Here is a 13,696-nt window from a genome sequence, read left to right as displayed (position 1 = left end):
CCTGTCCCGAGCATCTGCAACGGATTGATTTCACAATACGTGGATAGGTCCTCGGGACAGGCCCGAGGATGATGCCGAGCGTGGGAAGACCGCTCGCAATCACTCTCAGCCGTTGTGTCATACGGCCGAGAGTGACGACATTTGCGGAACGAGCAGACCTCTGATCGAAGGGCCAATTTCCCGCGAAGCAGACGCGTCGTTAACGGTTGCCGTGTCTAGCCCGGGATGAGAGAGCGGCGTTCACAGCCCGTCTCCCCGTCAGTATTTGTGGATTGCTCTTAGATTTCCTACATATAGGATGTTGGGGTGTTGCGTGGTCGCGTGGCCCGTGGATTGTGGTTCTGCGATGCGGTAACGCCTTGAATGTGCATATGGTCCTAGGTACCGTCGCCCGACGGCAGGGAGTGAAGGAATGTCCGGCTTTCAAAGGCTGAATATCGTGCGGAAGACAGGGTTCGTTGCCGGTGTGGCGGCCCTTGCGATGATTGCCGTTTCTTTCAGCGGCGGTCCGCTGGTGGCCGCAAGCTGCCGTACCGACGCCATGGCCGGCATCGACTGGCGCGAATGCAACAAGCGTCTGCTGATGCTGGGCGGCAGCAATCTCGATTCGGCAATGCTTTACGGCACGGATTTCACCTATACCGACCTGCGCGGTTCGTCGCTGAAGGGCGCCAATCTCGAGAAGGCCAAGCTTATCCGCACGGCCCTTGGCGAGGCGAACCTGCAGGGTGCCAATCTGACCAAGGTGGAAGCCTATCGCAGCGATTTTTCCGCCGCCGACGCCACCAACGCCAAATTCGTCAATGCCGAAATGCAGCGGACCAAATTCGAAAACACCAAGCTGGACGGCACGGATTTCACCAAGGCCGAACTCGGCCGCGCCGATTTCGAGGGCGCGACGCTGAACGGCTCGAAATTCTCGCTGACCAATCTGTCGCGGGCCCGTTTCGGTGGCGCCAAGCTCGGCGGTCCGGTGGATTTCACCAGCGCATTCCTGCTGCTGACGAGGATCGAAGGGGTCGATCTTTCCGCTGCCACCGGCCTTGATCAGAAGCAGATCGACATTGCCTGCGGCGACGCCAAGACCAAATTGCCGAACGGACTCACCGCGCCGGCCTCCTGGCCGTGCCCGGAAGATCCGGACGACGACTGACAGGAATAGCCGCGCGGTCTTGCGCTCGGCCCAAACATTTCCATAAGCGGAAGAGAAGCGTCCGCGATGCGGACGCCTCACCTTTGATCAGAAGCCCGAAAGCACGATCTTGCCCTTGGCCTTGTTGCTCTCGATCAGCACATGCGCCTTGATGAGATTTGCGGCATTGATGGTACCGAAAACCTCGGTCAGCGTCGTCTTGATCTTGCCGGCATCGACCAGTTCCGCCACGTGGTTGAGCAGCCTGTGCTGTTCGATCATGTCAGGCGTCTGAAAAACCGCGCGGGCGAACATCATTTCCCAATGGATCGAGATGCATTTGCGCTTGAAGGCCATGGCGTCGAAACCGCCGGCCGGATCGTCGATCAGCGCGAAACGGCCCTGCGGCGCAATGGTCGCCACGCTGTCGGCGGCATGAATGTCGCTATGGGTGGTGGAGAAGACAAAGCCCGGCGCACCGAGCCCGAGCGCCTCCACCTGCGGGGCGATCGGCTTGCTGTGATCGATGACGTGATGCGCGCCGAGTTCCTTCACCCACGCAATCGTCTCGGGCCGTGAAGCGGTGGCAATGACGGTGAGATCGGTCAGCGCCCGCAGAAGCTGGACGGCGATGGAGCCGACGCCGCCCGCGCCGCCGATGACCAGAATGGCGTTGGCCGCGCCCGGAACCGGCTCCTTCACCCGCAGCCGGTCGAACAGCGTCTCGTAAGCGGTGATGGCGGTTAGCGGCAGCGCGGCGGCTTCCTCGAAATTCAGGGACTTCGGCTTTGCGCCGACAATGCGCTCGTCCACGAGATGGAACTCGCTGTTGGAGCCGGGGCGGTTGATGACACCGGCGTAAAACACCTCGTCGCCCGGCTTGAACAGCGAGACCTTGTCGCCGACGGCCTTTACCACGCCCGCCGCATCGAAGCCGAGCACGCGGGGTTCGCCGTTTTCCGGCGACTGATTGCGGCGCACCTTGGTATCGACGGGGTTCACCGAAACGGCCTTCACTTCCACCAGAATATCGTGCCCCTTCGCTTCCGGCTGGGGCAGGTCGATATCGACGAGGGCGTCTTTCGCGGTGACGGGCTGGCTGGTCCTGTAACCGATGGCGCGCATGAACAGTCTCCTTTGCTTGTTTGCGTGCCTCTTACTTGATACATATGAACATCGATCGCAAGAATGCACATTTTGTGATGATACATACAAAAAGGATACTGGGATGTCGCGACCGCGCGCCAAGCTCACCGGCAACTTTCCCGGCTGCCCGGTGGAGTCGGCCTTAAGTTTCCTCGATGGCAAATGGAAGGGCGTGATCCTGTATCACCTCATCAATGAGGGCACGCTGCGCTTCAACGAGCTGCGCCGCCATATTCCGAGTGTCACCCAGCGCATGCTGACCAAGCAGCTGCGCGAGCTGGAAGAGGCCGGCCTGATTTCCCGCACCGTCTTTCCGGTGGTGCCGCCGCGCGTGGACTATGCGCTGACACCGCTCGGCGAGACGATGATACCGGTGATTTCGGCGCTGAAAAGCTGGGGCGACGCCCATGTCGTGTGCAGGGACGGCGCGAAATATACCCGCCTTCCCGAGGCGAAGGAAAAGGCCGCCTGAAAAATCACGGGTAAAAGCGCACCCCTTCGCGCGCCTTTTTCATGGTGCGATGCAACATGTATTTGCCCCGATTGATGCATAATGCTGCGATCTCGATTCGCAGCAGGGACATCAGGACACATGAGCATCGGTTGGTTGGAGGCCGCATTTCTCGGCTTTTTGCAAGGGCTTACGGAATTTCTTCCGATTTCTTCAAGCGCGCATCTGAGGATCGCCGGGGAGTTCCTGCCCTCCGGCGCGGATCCGGGAGCCGCCTTCACCGCGATTACGCAGATCGGCACCGAAGCGGCCGTGCTGGTTTATTTCTGGTCGGATATCATGCGCATTGCCATCGCCTGGCTCCGGCAGAACTTTCGCCTTGGCGAGTATAACAAGGCCGATGCCCGGCTCGGCTGGCTCATCATCATCGGTTCCGTGCCGATCGTCCTTCTTGGCCTGTTCTTCAAGGATGCCATCGAGCACTCGCTGCGTAACCTTTACATCACCGCCGTGATGCTGATCGTCTTCGGCATCGTTCTCGGCGTTGCCGATAAAATCGGTGAGAAGCGTTACAAGCTGAACCAGCTCATTTGGCGAGACGGTATCCTGTTCGGTTTCGCGCAGGCCATGGCGCTTATCCCCGGCGTTTCGCGCTCGGGCGGCACCATCAGCGCCGGCCTGCTTTTAGGCTATACCCGCGAGGCGGCCGCACGTTACTCCTTCCTGCTCGCCGTTCCCGCCGTCTTCGGTTCCGGTTTTTACCAGCTCTTCAAGAGCATCGGCGAAGACAATCCAGTCGGTTGGGGCCCGACGGGGCTCGCGACCCTGATCGCCTTCGTTGTCGGTTATGCCGTGATCGTCGTCTTCCTCAAGCTGGTCTCCACCAAGAGCTACATGCCCTTCGTCTGGTACCGCGTGGTCATTGGCGTTATTTTGCTTGGACTGCTGGGAACGGGCGTCATCAATGCCGGTGGCTGAGGTAGCGGAGGGCCACTTTTTTAATAATTTTCCAATGTTCGGCGAAAATCTTGGGGTGCAAATGATGGTCTTTCGGCAGGCACGACATGGACAGATTGTCCGGTTCAACTTATATTGGTGCTGAACATTTTAGGGATTATTATGTCGGGAAACTGGGGTAAAAAAACTAGCAATTTTGGTGGTAGGTCGGCTTCGACGGGACGTTTTGATATGAACCCGCCGAAGCGCCAAAATTTAACGCCCCCGAGGTCAGAGGGGGCGAGTAATCTGTTGCTGCGCGTCAGTGAAGCTCTCCGATCGGCAAATGAAAAAACAGGTTTTGTGAGAACTGATGCCAAAAAATGATCAGGAGACTTTTGCTTATCTAACTAGCCAAACCGATACCTCGTATGAGATCAATCTCCTGACCTATGCACTGTTCGCGGACGAGAAGGCGAAATGGGTGGAACATTTTGCCAAGCAGAATGGTACCTTCCCATCCGTGGCGGACACGGAGGCTTGGATATCGGGTATTACGGACCAATATTTTGAACACATGCGTTTGCGAGCGGCTAGGTATTTCGACGCGGCGGCCCGCGAATACATGTTGCCGGAAATTGAACAGGGTAAGAAAAATCTGCTCGAGGCGTCAATAATCAAAGAAGTAAAAATTGCTGGCTCGTTTTGGCGCCAAATTAGTATTGCGATACTAACAGCAGTTCTGGCTCCTATAATAATAGGCGGAATTATTGCTGCATTTTTAGCTTACAACGAGGTTTTCCCTACCTTCGTTAAAGTGCCAGTGCCTATTGGGCAGGGAGGCTAGTTGCGAATGCGAGTCGAATTCGATTGCTATCAATCTACTATCGACGCGATTGAGCCTGGCGTCTTTTTTAGTGCTTCCATAGGTGGCAAGGTTACGTTCTGTTTTTCTGTTCAACACGAGCAGGACACCGGGTTGCCAAGTCTGTTGACTTTATGGCCCGGTCATCCTGCCCTGAAAAATAAAGTGGGAGTATTGCGCGGATCGGTCATAACAGAACAACCCATTCTAGTTTATGATTCCGCTCGTATCGTACCGTCTCCGAACCCTCAGCATCTGGATTTAGAGGCCTATCGGGGCGCCCCAGTTGGATCACTAATGCTTGTAGGACAAGAGTTTTTTATTCAGGCCGAAACCGGTCAAGGGAAGGCTGCCTTTTCGTGCAGTGATGGTTCTCGCAAGAAAATTTCATCGGGCTTAGACCACTGGATCGTTTTTACTTCTTGGGAGATCATGATTTCCGGTCCTGGCGGCGAGCCCCATACTCTTTGCGTACTTGATAGCGGGGAAGTCCAAGATGTATTCCGGTGATGTCCGTTTCTAGGTTACCGCTCGCATATATTCCCTCGGCGGATACACTTTGATTTTACCGCCTCGGACGCAGGTTTCCCTCACGCCCGAAGCAATCATTTCGCTTGTTCAAAGCAACGTACCGCTGAGGATCACCAGCGCCACCGAGAAGTAGATGATGAGCCCGCTGACATCCACCAGCGTCGCGACGAAGGGGGCCGAGGCGCTGGCGGGATCGAGCCGCAGGCGCTGCAGCACGAAGGGCAGCATGGAGCCGGCGAGCGAACCGAAGGTGACGATGCCGACGAGGGCCGCGAAAACGGTGGCGCCGACCAGCAGCCAGTGCTCGCCGTAGTCGTAGAAACCGGCTTGCTGCCAGAGGCTCAGGCGCAGGAAGCCGATGGCGCCCAGAATGCAGCCGAGCGTCAGGCCCGTCGGAATTTCCCGCAGCAGCACCCGCCACCAGTCGGAAAGCTTGAGTTCGCCGAGCGCCAGCGCCCGGATGATGAGCGAGGTGGCCTGCGAACCGGAGTTGCCGCCCGACGACATGATGAGCGGAATGAACAGCGTCAGCACCACGGCCTTTTCCAGCTCTCCCTCGAAATGCTGCATGGCGCTGGCCGTCAGCATTTCACCGAGGAAGAGCGCTGCGAGCCAGCCGGCGCGCTTGCGGATCATGTCCGGAAAGCCGATCGTCATATAGGGCTTGCCGAGCGCTTCCATACCGCCGAACTTGTGGGCGTCTTCCGTCGTGTCGGCGATCATGGTGTCGATCACGTCATCGACGGTGACGATGCCGAGGATATGCGAACGGTCATCGACGACGGGAAGCGCCAGAAGATCGTGCTTGCGGATCAGCCGGGCGACATCCTCCTGCGACATCAGGGGGCTGGCGCAGACGATGCCTTCCTTCGATGCGACGGAGAGGATGGAGGCGCCGGCTTCGCCGGTCAGCAGGCGACGCAGCGTCACGACGGTGGAAAGCGTTCCGTCCTCAGCCAGCACATAGATGGCATAGACCGTTTCACGCGACCGCTCGACGACGCGGATGTGCGAAAGGGTCTGTTCCACCGTCCAATTGTCCGGCACGCTGACGAATTCGGTGGTCATGATCGAGCCGGCGGTACGCGGCGGATAACCCATCAGGTGCTGGATGGAGAGCGCCGTCGTGCGGTCCAGCCGGGAAAACAGCTTTGCGCGCGGCTCTTCGGCCATTTCCGCCATGACGTCGGCAACGCGGTCGTCAGACATCAGATTGACGAGGCGGGCGGCCTGTTCGACAGGAATATGGGCGATTATGGCGGCGGCGCCATGCAGTTCCGGCCGGTCGAGAATGGCGACGGCCTTTGCCTGCGGCATGGCGAGGAGGGCGGTTACGGCCTCGGCGACATCCAGCGTGTTGAGGTGCTCGACGCGTTCGGCAATGGTGGTGGAGGAACCGGCGTTTCCGCTACGAAGAAGACGTGCGGCCTTGCTGGCCCTCTGGGAGAGGTTGTGGAAGTTCATGATTGCTCACCTTTCCGTCGATTCGCCGATCACGGCGAACGCGGTGGTGAGCCGACAGCGGTCGGATCAGTTCACGTTCGCCGGTCTCGGCAAAGGCAATCGACTGCTACTGTCGCTAGACATCCAATGATGCTCCGTTGAAATCCGCGCCGTGCTGATTGGCCTGCGCGTACGGCCGTGTTGCGCCTGAAACCGAAAAGAGTCAAGCACCCGATCATGAAATTTCCGCAAGGTTCTGCACCGTGGCGAGGGGCGGCGGCGCAGGCTTTAAAAAAGGCGGCTTCAAGCCGCCTTTTCGCGCCGCTCTACGGTGACGGAAACAAGGAAAACGCCAAGCCCGAGAAGGGAAAGAAGCGCGCCCACATAACCGGTGGAGGCGTAACCGAAACCCATGGCGATGACGAGGCCGCCGAGCCAGGCGCCGAGTGCATTGGCGATGTTGAAGGCGGAATGGTTGGAGGCGGCGGCCAGCGTCTGCGCATCCTGCGCCACATCCATCAGCCGCGTCTGCACGGCCGGACAGGCGGCGAAACCGCAGCCGATCAGGAAGACGCAGAGGCAGAGCATGAAAGGATTGTCCGCCGTCATGCCGAACACGGTCATGACAAGCACGTTGAAGGCGAGCATGCCGCCAATCGTGCCGTTGAGCGAAATATCGGCCAGCCGCGAGCCGACCACATTGCCGACATTCATGCCGATGCCGAACAGCGCCAGCACCATGGAGACGGTGGAAACCGGCATCATCGCCACATCGGTGGTGGTCTTGGCGATATAGCTGAAGACCGAGAACATGCCGCCGAAGCCGACAGCGGCGATGGCGAGCGTCAGCCACACCTGCACGCGGCGGAAAGCGCCGAGTTCGCGCCACACGCTGGCGCCTTCCTCCACCCTGTCACGCGGCTGGAAGAACCAGAGCAGAGCCACCGTCAAAAGCGCGATGCCGCCGACCAGCATGAAGGCCGCGCGCCAGGAAAGCAGCTGGCCGAAGAAGGTGGCGAGCGGCGTGCCGAGCAGGGTGGCGATGGTGAGGCCGAGCATGACGCGGCCAACGGCGCGGGCGCGCTTGTGGATCGGCGCCATGGAGGCCGCCACCAGCGCCGCAACCCCGAAATAAGCCCCATGCGGCAGGCCGGTGATGAAGCGCAGAACGGTGAAGCTCAGGAAATCCGGCGCGACGGCGCTCAAGATATTACCGGCCGCAAAAAGCCCCATCAGGCCGAGAAGCAGGGTGCGGCGCGTCATGCGCGCGGCGAGAACCGCGATGATCGGCGCGCCGATGACGACGCCGAGCGCATAGGCCGTGATGACATAACCCGCCTGCGGAACGGTGACGCCATAGGTGGTGGCAACGTCCGGAAGGAGGCCCATGATGGCGAATTCGCCGGTGCCGATGCCGAAGCCGCCGGCGGCAAGCGCCAGTTCGATGAGCGCGATGGCAAGCGGGGAAAGGGCCACGGCAGGAGCGTCCGTGTAAACGGTTTCATTCTCCGCGCCAGGGCGGGCTTCGGACATATTCGACTGGCTCATCGTGACCTGAAAAGCGGGAAGGGCCCACAGAAAAAAGGGCAAGACCGTATGGGAGCGGTCTGCCCTGACTGGAGATGCGCGGTCATGAAAATGACCTTAAGTGATCCCTAACATGAAATGATGCGTTGCGGTAGAGCGATTCTCGGCAAAAGAGCATCTTCACGCGATGGTGTTCGGAACCCTATATAGGGTCAGGCATTTACGCGCGGCTGCCTCAATGGATCGGGTTGGAAACATGAAGCTCATTGCAATTTTCAATCGTGACGGCGGCACGTTTCGCACCACCGACATGGAGGCCTATTGCGACCATGCCCGCGAGGTCTTCGCCCGCGCCGGCCACGCCATCGATTGCCGTCTGGTCTCCGGAAAGGATATCGTCGAGGAAATGGAGCGCGCCGCCGATGAGCCGGGCATTGAAGGCATCATTGCCGGCGGCGGTGACGGCACGATTTCCGCAGCAGCCGCCATCGCCTGGAAACACGGCATCGCGCTCGGCATCATTCCGGCCGGCACCATGAACCTCTTCGCCCGTTCGCTGAAGCTGCCGCTCGATATTCGCCAGGTGCTGGAGACGCTGGCGAATGGCGAGATTGCCAGTGTCGACATCGCCAGCGCCAATGGCCGCCTCTTCGTCCACCAGTTTTCCGCGGGCCTGCATTCGCGCATGGTGCGCTATCGCAACAATCTCGCTTTTGCCTCCCGCCTCGGCAAGATCAAGGCAAGCGTCCGCGCCGCCATCAACGTCATCCTCAATCCGCCGGTCTTCGAAGTGGAATATACCGTCAACGGCGAAACGCAGCATCGCAAGGTCTCGGCCATTTCCGTCTCCAACAATGAATTCGGCCAGAGCTCGCTGCTGGTGGCGGATAATGTCTCGGGCGGCCATCTCGGCTTTTATCTCACCGACCCGTTGCGTCCTTCCGGTGTCGCGAAGCTCGCTTTCGACATTCTGCGCGGCAGGCTGAAAGAAAACGCCGCCGTGACCGCCATGACCGTGACGGATGTGGAACTGCATTTTCCGAAGAAGCGCCATGACCTGCGCTGCGTCATCGATGGCGAATTGCTGCCGATGGAGCGGGATGTGGCGCTCGAAGTCCATGCCGGCGAATTGAAGGTGCTTGTGGGTCGGTCGTTCTTCGCATAGCGCGTGACTGAGGAGCAGCGACACCCGCCTATGGACAGGGTGTTTGCCGCTTGTTTCTTCTCCCCGAGGGGGAGAAGTCCGCGGCAGCGGGATGAGGGGGCTACGGTAGAGATATTCGGAGAGCTAGCCCCCTCATCCGACCCTTCGGGCCACCTTCTCCCCGGCGGGGAGAAGAAACCCAGCCGCACTCGCTCGTCCAAGCCGCCCCCTAAAAAACGCCAGCCTTGCCAAATCGAAGCCGCCCGGCCATGTTCGGCGGGCGCGGTGGCGTGAGCGCCGCTGCCTTTATGGGAGTGCGATCTGTCATGAATGAAATCTCCAAGCCGATGTCCAATCTCGCCGCCATCGATGCCGCCCATCACCTCCACCCCTTTTCCGACATGGGCAAGCTCAACGCCGCCGGCACCCGCATCATCGAGCGCGCTGAAGGGGTGTTCATCTATGACAGCACCGGCAAGAAATATCTCGACGCCTTTGCCGGCCTCTGGTGCGTGAATATCGGCTACGGACGCCGCGAGATCGCCGATGTCGTGCAGCGCCAGATGAACGAACTGCCTTATTACAACGCGTTTTTCGGCACCACCACGCCGCCCGCGACGCTTCTGGCGCAGAAGATCGCCTCGCGCGCCGGGCCGAAGATGAACCATGTCTTCTTCACCAACTCCGGCTCGGAAGCGACCGATACCTGGTTCCGCATGGCGCGCGTTTACTGGAAGGCGCTCGGCCATCCGACGAAGACCAGGGTAATCGCAAGACGCAACGGCTATCACGGCTCGACGGTGGCGGGCGCTTCGCTCGGCGGCATGAAATGGATGCACGAGCAGGGCAACCTGCCGATCGAGGGCGTGGCCCATATCGGCCAGCCCTATTGGTATGCCGAGGGCGGCGATCTTTCACCGGCCGAATTCGGCCTGAAGGTGGCGCGCGAACTGGAAGCGAAGATCGATGAACTCGGCGAGGAAAATGTCGCCGCTTTCGTGGCCGAACCCATTCAGGGTGCGGGCGGCGTCATCGTGCCGCCGGAAACCTACTGGCCGGAAATCGCCCGCATCTGCAAGGCGTGCAACATCCTGCTCGTCTCCGATGAGGTGATCTGCGGTTTCGGCCGTCTCGGTTCATGGTTCGGTTATCAGCATTTCGGCGTCGAGCCGGATCTCGCCCCGGTCGCCAAAGGCCTGTCATCAGGTTATCTGCCAATCGGCGGCGTGATCGTGTCCGATCGGGTGGCGGAAGTGATGATGTCTGAAGTCGGTGACTTCAACCATGGCTTCACCTATTCCGGCCACCCTGTCTGTGCCGCCGCTGCGCTGGAAAATCTCCGCATCATCGAGGCTGAGGGGCTGGTAGAGCGGGTGCGCGACGATATCGGCCCCTATTTCTCGCAGGGCTGGAAAAGCCTTGAGGACCACGAACTGGTGGGCGAGGCCGTCAATGTCGGCCTGATTGGCGGCCTGCAGCTAACGGCCGACAAGACGACGCGCACGCGTTTCGCCAGGCCGGACGATATAGGAACCGCCGTGCGCAATCATTGCCTGGCAAACGGCCTCGTCATGCGCGCCACGGGCGACCGTATGCTCGCCTCGCCAGCCCTGACGATCAGCCGTTCCGAAGTCGATCAAATCATCGGGACGCTTGTCAAGGCGCTCGACCATCTGCGCGATACGCGAGAGCATTTCTAGGAAAAGTGGGCACCGGTTTTCCGGTAAAGAATGCGAAAAAAGAATCCAAAGGGAGGACTAAAATGGCAGGACAGGAACATCATTACACCGTTCAGGTGAAGTGGACTGGCAATCGTGGCAAGGGCACCTCTGGTTATCGCGATTATGAGCGCGACTACACGATTTCCACGGCGGGAAAAGCCGATATCGCCGGCTCCTCCGACCCGGCCTTCCGCGGTGATCCCTCCCGCTGGAACCCGGAAGACCTGCTGGTCGCCTCGCTCTCGGCCTGCCACAAGCTGTGGTACCTGCATTTCTGCTCGGTCAACGGCATCATCGTTGAAGACTATGTCGACAATGCCGAAGGCACGCTGGTGATGGAAAAGGATGGCGCGGGGCAATTCAGCGAAGTGGTGCTGAAGCCGGTCATCACCATTTCAAAGGGGGATGCCGCCCGGGCGGATGAGCTGCACCATGATGCGCATGACAAATGCTTCATTGCGCGCTCCGTGAATTTTCCGGTGCGGGTGGAAGGGACGGTGAAGGTGGTTTGAGGCTCACGCCAGGCGCAGACCGAGATGATCGGCCATCGGCTGAAAGTCTCGGTCATTTTGCAACAGCGTGTGCCCGTGCTCGATACAGTAGGTACCGATAATGAGGTCGTTGCTTTTTCTGATCGTATAGCCGCGCTCCCGCATGAAGCGGTAATTGGCGGCGGCCTTGATGGCGAGCTGGGGCGATATCATCGCGACGCAGGGAAATTCGCCCAGCATCTGCTCAAGTCGGCGCGCATGATGACCGTCACGCGCGCCTCTAAGCACCTCAAGAAGAATGATATCGCCGATCAGAATTTCGCCCTGCGCCATTAAGGCGCGAAACTTGGCGGAGAGGGTGGGCGCGTCTTTTCGAATAAGTGAAATCCAGGCAGAGCTATCTGCTACGATCATTTGGCGTTCTTCGCATCCCAGTCCGTCTCAGCATCCCAATCCGTCCGCATCTCGTCCAGATCACCTTCCCAGCCCATGCCCTCCAACGCATCGAGGGCGCGCATTTGACGATGAATGCGCACCAGATCGCGCAACGCCTTTTCCACTGTTGCCTTTTTTGTCGAAAGGCCGGTGATTTCCATCGCCTCGGCGAGCAAGGCGTCATCGAGTTCAATGTTGGTGCGCATCGAAAACTCCTTGGTGTATCGATTTTCGAAATAATACACCAAGGACGCTTTCCGCGATATCTGTTTTTACTGGAACGCCGTCTCGTAAAAGCTTCGAAGCTTGCGCGAATGCAGCGTTTCGGTGGGCATGGCGGCGAGCTTCTGCACGGCGCGGATGCCGATCTGTAGATGCTGGGCGACCTGGGTGCGGTAGAACTCCGTCGCCATGCCGGGCAGTTTCAGTTCGCCATGCAGCGGCTTGTCGGAAACGCAGAGCAGGGTGCCGTAGGGCACGCGGAAGCGGAAGCCATTGGCGGCGATGGTGGCCGATTCCATGTCGAGCGCTATGGCGCGCGACTGCGACAGGCGCTTGACGGGGCCAGCCTGATCGCGAAGCTCCCAGTTGCGGTTGTCGATGGTGGCGACGGTGCCGGTGCGCATGATGCGCTTCAGCTCGAAGCCCTCGTAGCCGGTAACTTCCGCCACGGCGCCTTCCAGCGCCAGCTGCACTTCGGCAAGCGCCGGGATCGGCACCCAGACCGGCAGGTCGTCATCCAGAACGTGGTCCTCACGCACATAGGCATGCGCCAGAACATAATCGCCAAGCCGCTGGCTGTTGCGCAGGCCAGCGCAGTGGCCAACCATCAGCCAGGCATGCGGGCGCAGCACGGCGATGTGGTCGGTGATCGTCTTGGCGTTGGAGGGGCCGACGCCGATATTGACCAGCGTGATGCCGGCATGGCCCTTCTTCTTCAGGTGATAGGCGGGCATCTGCGGCAGGCGCGCGAGCACGGCATCCGTTTCCGGCTTGTCGCAACCGGCGGGGGTGACGATATTGCCCGGCTCCACGAAAGCCGTGTAACCCTCGCCGCCATTCTTCATCAACTGACGCGCCCATGCGGCGAATTCATCGATATAGAACTGATAGTTGGTGAACAGCACGAAGTTCTGGAAATGGTTGGCGCTGGTTGCCGTATAGTGGCTGAGGCGGGCTAGCGAATAATCGATGCGCTGCGCGGTAAAGGGCGCGAGCGGCGCGGGTTCGCCCGGCACCTGATCATATTCGCCATTCGCGATGAGATCGTCGGTATTGTTGAGGTCGGGCGTATCGAACAGATCGCGCAGCGGCACGTCGGACAGCGAGGAGGCCGCCGCCGCCTCGACATAGGCGCCTTCGCCGAAAGCGAAATGCAGCGGAATGGGCGTGGCCGATTCCGAAACCGTGACCGGAACGCCGTGGTTCTTCATTAGAAGCCCCAGCTGTTCCTTAAGGTAATGGCGGAAAAGCTCCGGCCGGGTGATGGTCGTCGTGTAAACGCCGGGGGCGGTGACATGGCCGTAGGAGAGACGCGAATCGACATGGCCGAAGGTGGCGGTCTCAAGGCTCACCTGCGGATAGCAGGCGCGGTAGCGCCCGGCAATCGGCGCGCCCTTGGCAAGCTCGGTAAAGGAATTGATCAGGAACGCCGTATTGCGTTCGTAAAGCGCGGTCAAAGCCGCCACAGCTTCTTTCGGGTCCGTGAAGGACTGCGGCGCGAAAGGCTCGGGGCTGATGAAGGTGAGGGGCGGAATCGTTCGTTTTGCTATTGTCATGGCCCATTATAAGAGGCCAATTTCGACAGGCAAGCGACAGAAATACGAAGAAACTGAAAAGAAACGCAAAAAGGGCAGTTCGAATAACGGCGGGTC

At 59.7% G+C, this 13,696-nt stretch carries 14 protein-coding genes; 8 read left to right on the top strand and 6 right to left on the bottom strand.

Annotated features, from left to right (window positions below; translation table 11 throughout):
- Positions 1–412: 412 nt before the first annotated feature.
- Entirely contained in the window at positions 413–1,153 is a 741-nt protein-coding gene (locus RAC79_RS23690) for a pentapeptide repeat-containing protein (RefSeq protein ID WP_078054240.1), read from the top strand.
- 87 nt (positions 1,154–1,240) lie between these two features.
- On the opposite strand, the gene RAC79_RS23685 is transcribed toward RAC79_RS23690, so the two are convergent.
- On the bottom strand, positions 1,241–2,257 hold the full coding sequence (locus RAC79_RS23685) for a zinc-binding alcohol dehydrogenase family protein (RefSeq protein ID WP_174038973.1): 1,017 nt from the start codon (positions 2,255–2,257) through the stop codon (positions 1,241–1,243).
- Positions 2,258–2,360: 103 nt separating this feature from the next.
- Between RAC79_RS23685 and RAC79_RS23680 the strand changes: the two genes are divergently transcribed.
- The 4 genes from RAC79_RS23680 to RAC79_RS23665 all read left to right on the top strand — a co-directional run bounded on the left by RAC79_RS23680 (position 2,361) and on the right by RAC79_RS23665 (position 5,040).
- Positions 2,361–2,750: a helix-turn-helix domain-containing protein gene (locus tag RAC79_RS23680; protein ID WP_174038974.1), complete on the top strand. Its 390-nt coding sequence runs from the start codon at positions 2,361–2,363 to the stop codon at positions 2,748–2,750.
- 120 nt (positions 2,751–2,870) lie between these two features.
- Positions 2,871–3,707 carry an undecaprenyl-diphosphate phosphatase gene (locus RAC79_RS23675; protein ID WP_174035824.1) on the top strand — a complete coding sequence of 279 codons (837 nt, stop codon included), beginning with the start codon at positions 2,871–2,873 and terminating at the stop codon, positions 3,705–3,707.
- A 331-nt stretch (positions 3,708–4,038) separates the two neighbouring features.
- The gene (locus RAC79_RS23670; RefSeq protein WP_174038975.1) at positions 4,039–4,512 is read left to right on the top strand and encodes a hypothetical protein; all 474 of its coding nucleotides are present in this window, start codon (positions 4,039–4,041) and stop codon (positions 4,510–4,512) included.
- Between the two features lie 6 nt (positions 4,513–4,518).
- Positions 4,519–5,040, top strand: coding sequence for a hypothetical protein (locus tag RAC79_RS23665; protein ID WP_174038976.1), 522 nt, complete (start codon positions 4,519–4,521; stop codon positions 5,038–5,040).
- Positions 5,041–5,148: 108 nt separating this feature from the next.
- On the opposite strand, the gene mgtE is transcribed toward RAC79_RS23665, so the two are convergent.
- Positions 5,149–6,525: a magnesium transporter gene (gene mgtE, locus RAC79_RS23660; RefSeq protein WP_078054236.1), complete on the bottom strand. Its 1,377-nt coding sequence runs from the start codon at positions 6,523–6,525 to the stop codon at positions 5,149–5,151.
- Positions 6,526–6,807: 282 nt separating this feature from the next.
- Entirely contained in the window at positions 6,808–8,052 is a 1,245-nt protein-coding gene (locus RAC79_RS23655) for an MFS transporter (RefSeq protein ID WP_174038977.1), read from the bottom strand.
- A 235-nt stretch (positions 8,053–8,287) separates the two neighbouring features.
- On the opposite strand from RAC79_RS23655, the gene RAC79_RS23650 reads away from it, so the two are divergent.
- From RAC79_RS23650 to RAC79_RS23640, 3 genes are all read left to right on the top strand, one after another.
- A complete protein-coding gene (locus tag RAC79_RS23650) occupies positions 8,288–9,196 on the top strand; it encodes a diacylglycerol kinase family protein (RefSeq protein ID WP_174038978.1) in 909 nt (302 codons plus the stop codon).
- 305 nt (positions 9,197–9,501) lie between these two features.
- A complete protein-coding gene (locus tag RAC79_RS23645; protein ID WP_174038979.1) occupies positions 9,502–10,875 on the top strand; it encodes an aspartate aminotransferase family protein in 1,374 nt (457 codons plus the stop codon).
- Between the two features lie 62 nt (positions 10,876–10,937).
- The gene (locus tag RAC79_RS23640) at positions 10,938–11,408 is read left to right on the top strand and encodes an OsmC family protein (RefSeq protein WP_174038980.1); all 471 of its coding nucleotides are present in this window, start codon (positions 10,938–10,940) and stop codon (positions 11,406–11,408) included.
- Between the two features lie 3 nt (positions 11,409–11,411).
- Here the strand turns inward: RAC79_RS23640 and RAC79_RS23635 are convergent, their stop codons facing one another.
- The 3 genes from RAC79_RS23635 to amn form a co-directional block, all read right to left on the bottom strand.
- Positions 11,412–11,801 carry a PIN domain nuclease gene (locus RAC79_RS23635; RefSeq protein ID WP_374997580.1) on the bottom strand — a complete coding sequence of 130 codons (390 nt, stop codon included), beginning with the start codon at positions 11,799–11,801 and terminating at the stop codon, positions 11,412–11,414.
- On the bottom strand, positions 11,798–12,028 hold the full coding sequence (locus tag RAC79_RS23630) for a type II toxin-antitoxin system VapB family antitoxin (RefSeq protein ID WP_174038982.1): 231 nt from the start codon (positions 12,026–12,028) through the stop codon (positions 11,798–11,800). Before RAC79_RS23630 ends, RAC79_RS23635 begins: the two co-directional genes overlap by 4 nt.
- Before the next feature lie 66 nt (positions 12,029–12,094).
- Complete coding sequence (amn, locus tag RAC79_RS23625; protein WP_078054232.1) at positions 12,095–13,600, bottom strand: AMP nucleosidase; 1,506 nt, start codon at positions 13,598–13,600, stop codon at positions 12,095–12,097.
- Positions 13,601–13,696 lie beyond the last annotated feature (96 nt).

The sequence above is a fragment of the Agrobacterium sp. LR_9 genome, assembly GCF_041954855.1.
Lineage (GTDB): Bacteria > Pseudomonadota > Alphaproteobacteria > Rhizobiales > Rhizobiaceae > Agrobacterium > Agrobacterium leguminum.
Note: the sequence above shows the minus strand (reverse complement) of the source record. Positions and strands in the feature narration are given on the sequence as shown.

Coding starts and splice junctions, on each gene's coding strand:
- RAC79_RS23640 (WP_174038980.1), top strand. CDS start 10,938: ATGGCAGGACAGGAACATCATTACACCGTTCAGGTGAAGTGGACTGGC.
- RAC79_RS23650 (WP_174038978.1), top strand. CDS start 8,288: ATGAAGCTCATTGCAATTTTCAATCGTGACGGCGGCACGTTTCGCACC.
- RAC79_RS23655 (WP_174038977.1), bottom strand. CDS start 8,052: ATGAGCCAGTCGAATATGTCCGAAGCCCGCCCTGGCGCGGAGAATGAA.
- RAC79_RS23670 (WP_174038975.1), top strand. CDS start 4,039: ATGCCAAAAAATGATCAGGAGACTTTTGCTTATCTAACTAGCCAAACC.
- amn (WP_078054232.1), bottom strand. CDS start 13,600: ATGACAATAGCAAAACGAACGATTCCGCCCCTCACCTTCATCAGCCCC.
- RAC79_RS23630 (WP_174038982.1), bottom strand. CDS start 12,028: ATGCGCACCAACATTGAACTCGATGACGCCTTGCTCGCCGAGGCGATG.
- RAC79_RS23690 (WP_078054240.1), top strand. CDS start 413: ATGTCCGGCTTTCAAAGGCTGAATATCGTGCGGAAGACAGGGTTCGTT.
- RAC79_RS23635 (WP_374997580.1), bottom strand. CDS start 11,801: ATGATCGTAGCAGATAGCTCTGCCTGGATTTCACTTATTCGAAAAGAC.
- RAC79_RS23680 (WP_174038974.1), top strand. CDS start 2,361: ATGTCGCGACCGCGCGCCAAGCTCACCGGCAACTTTCCCGGCTGCCCG.
- RAC79_RS23685 (WP_174038973.1), bottom strand. CDS start 2,257: ATGCGCGCCATCGGTTACAGGACCAGCCAGCCCGTCACCGCGAAAGAC.
- RAC79_RS23665 (WP_174038976.1), top strand. CDS start 4,519: ATGCGAGTCGAATTCGATTGCTATCAATCTACTATCGACGCGATTGAG.
- RAC79_RS23645 (WP_174038979.1), top strand. CDS start 9,502: ATGAATGAAATCTCCAAGCCGATGTCCAATCTCGCCGCCATCGATGCC.
- RAC79_RS23675 (WP_174035824.1), top strand. CDS start 2,871: ATGAGCATCGGTTGGTTGGAGGCCGCATTTCTCGGCTTTTTGCAAGGG.
- mgtE (WP_078054236.1), bottom strand. CDS start 6,525: ATGAACTTCCACAACCTCTCCCAGAGGGCCAGCAAGGCCGCACGTCTT.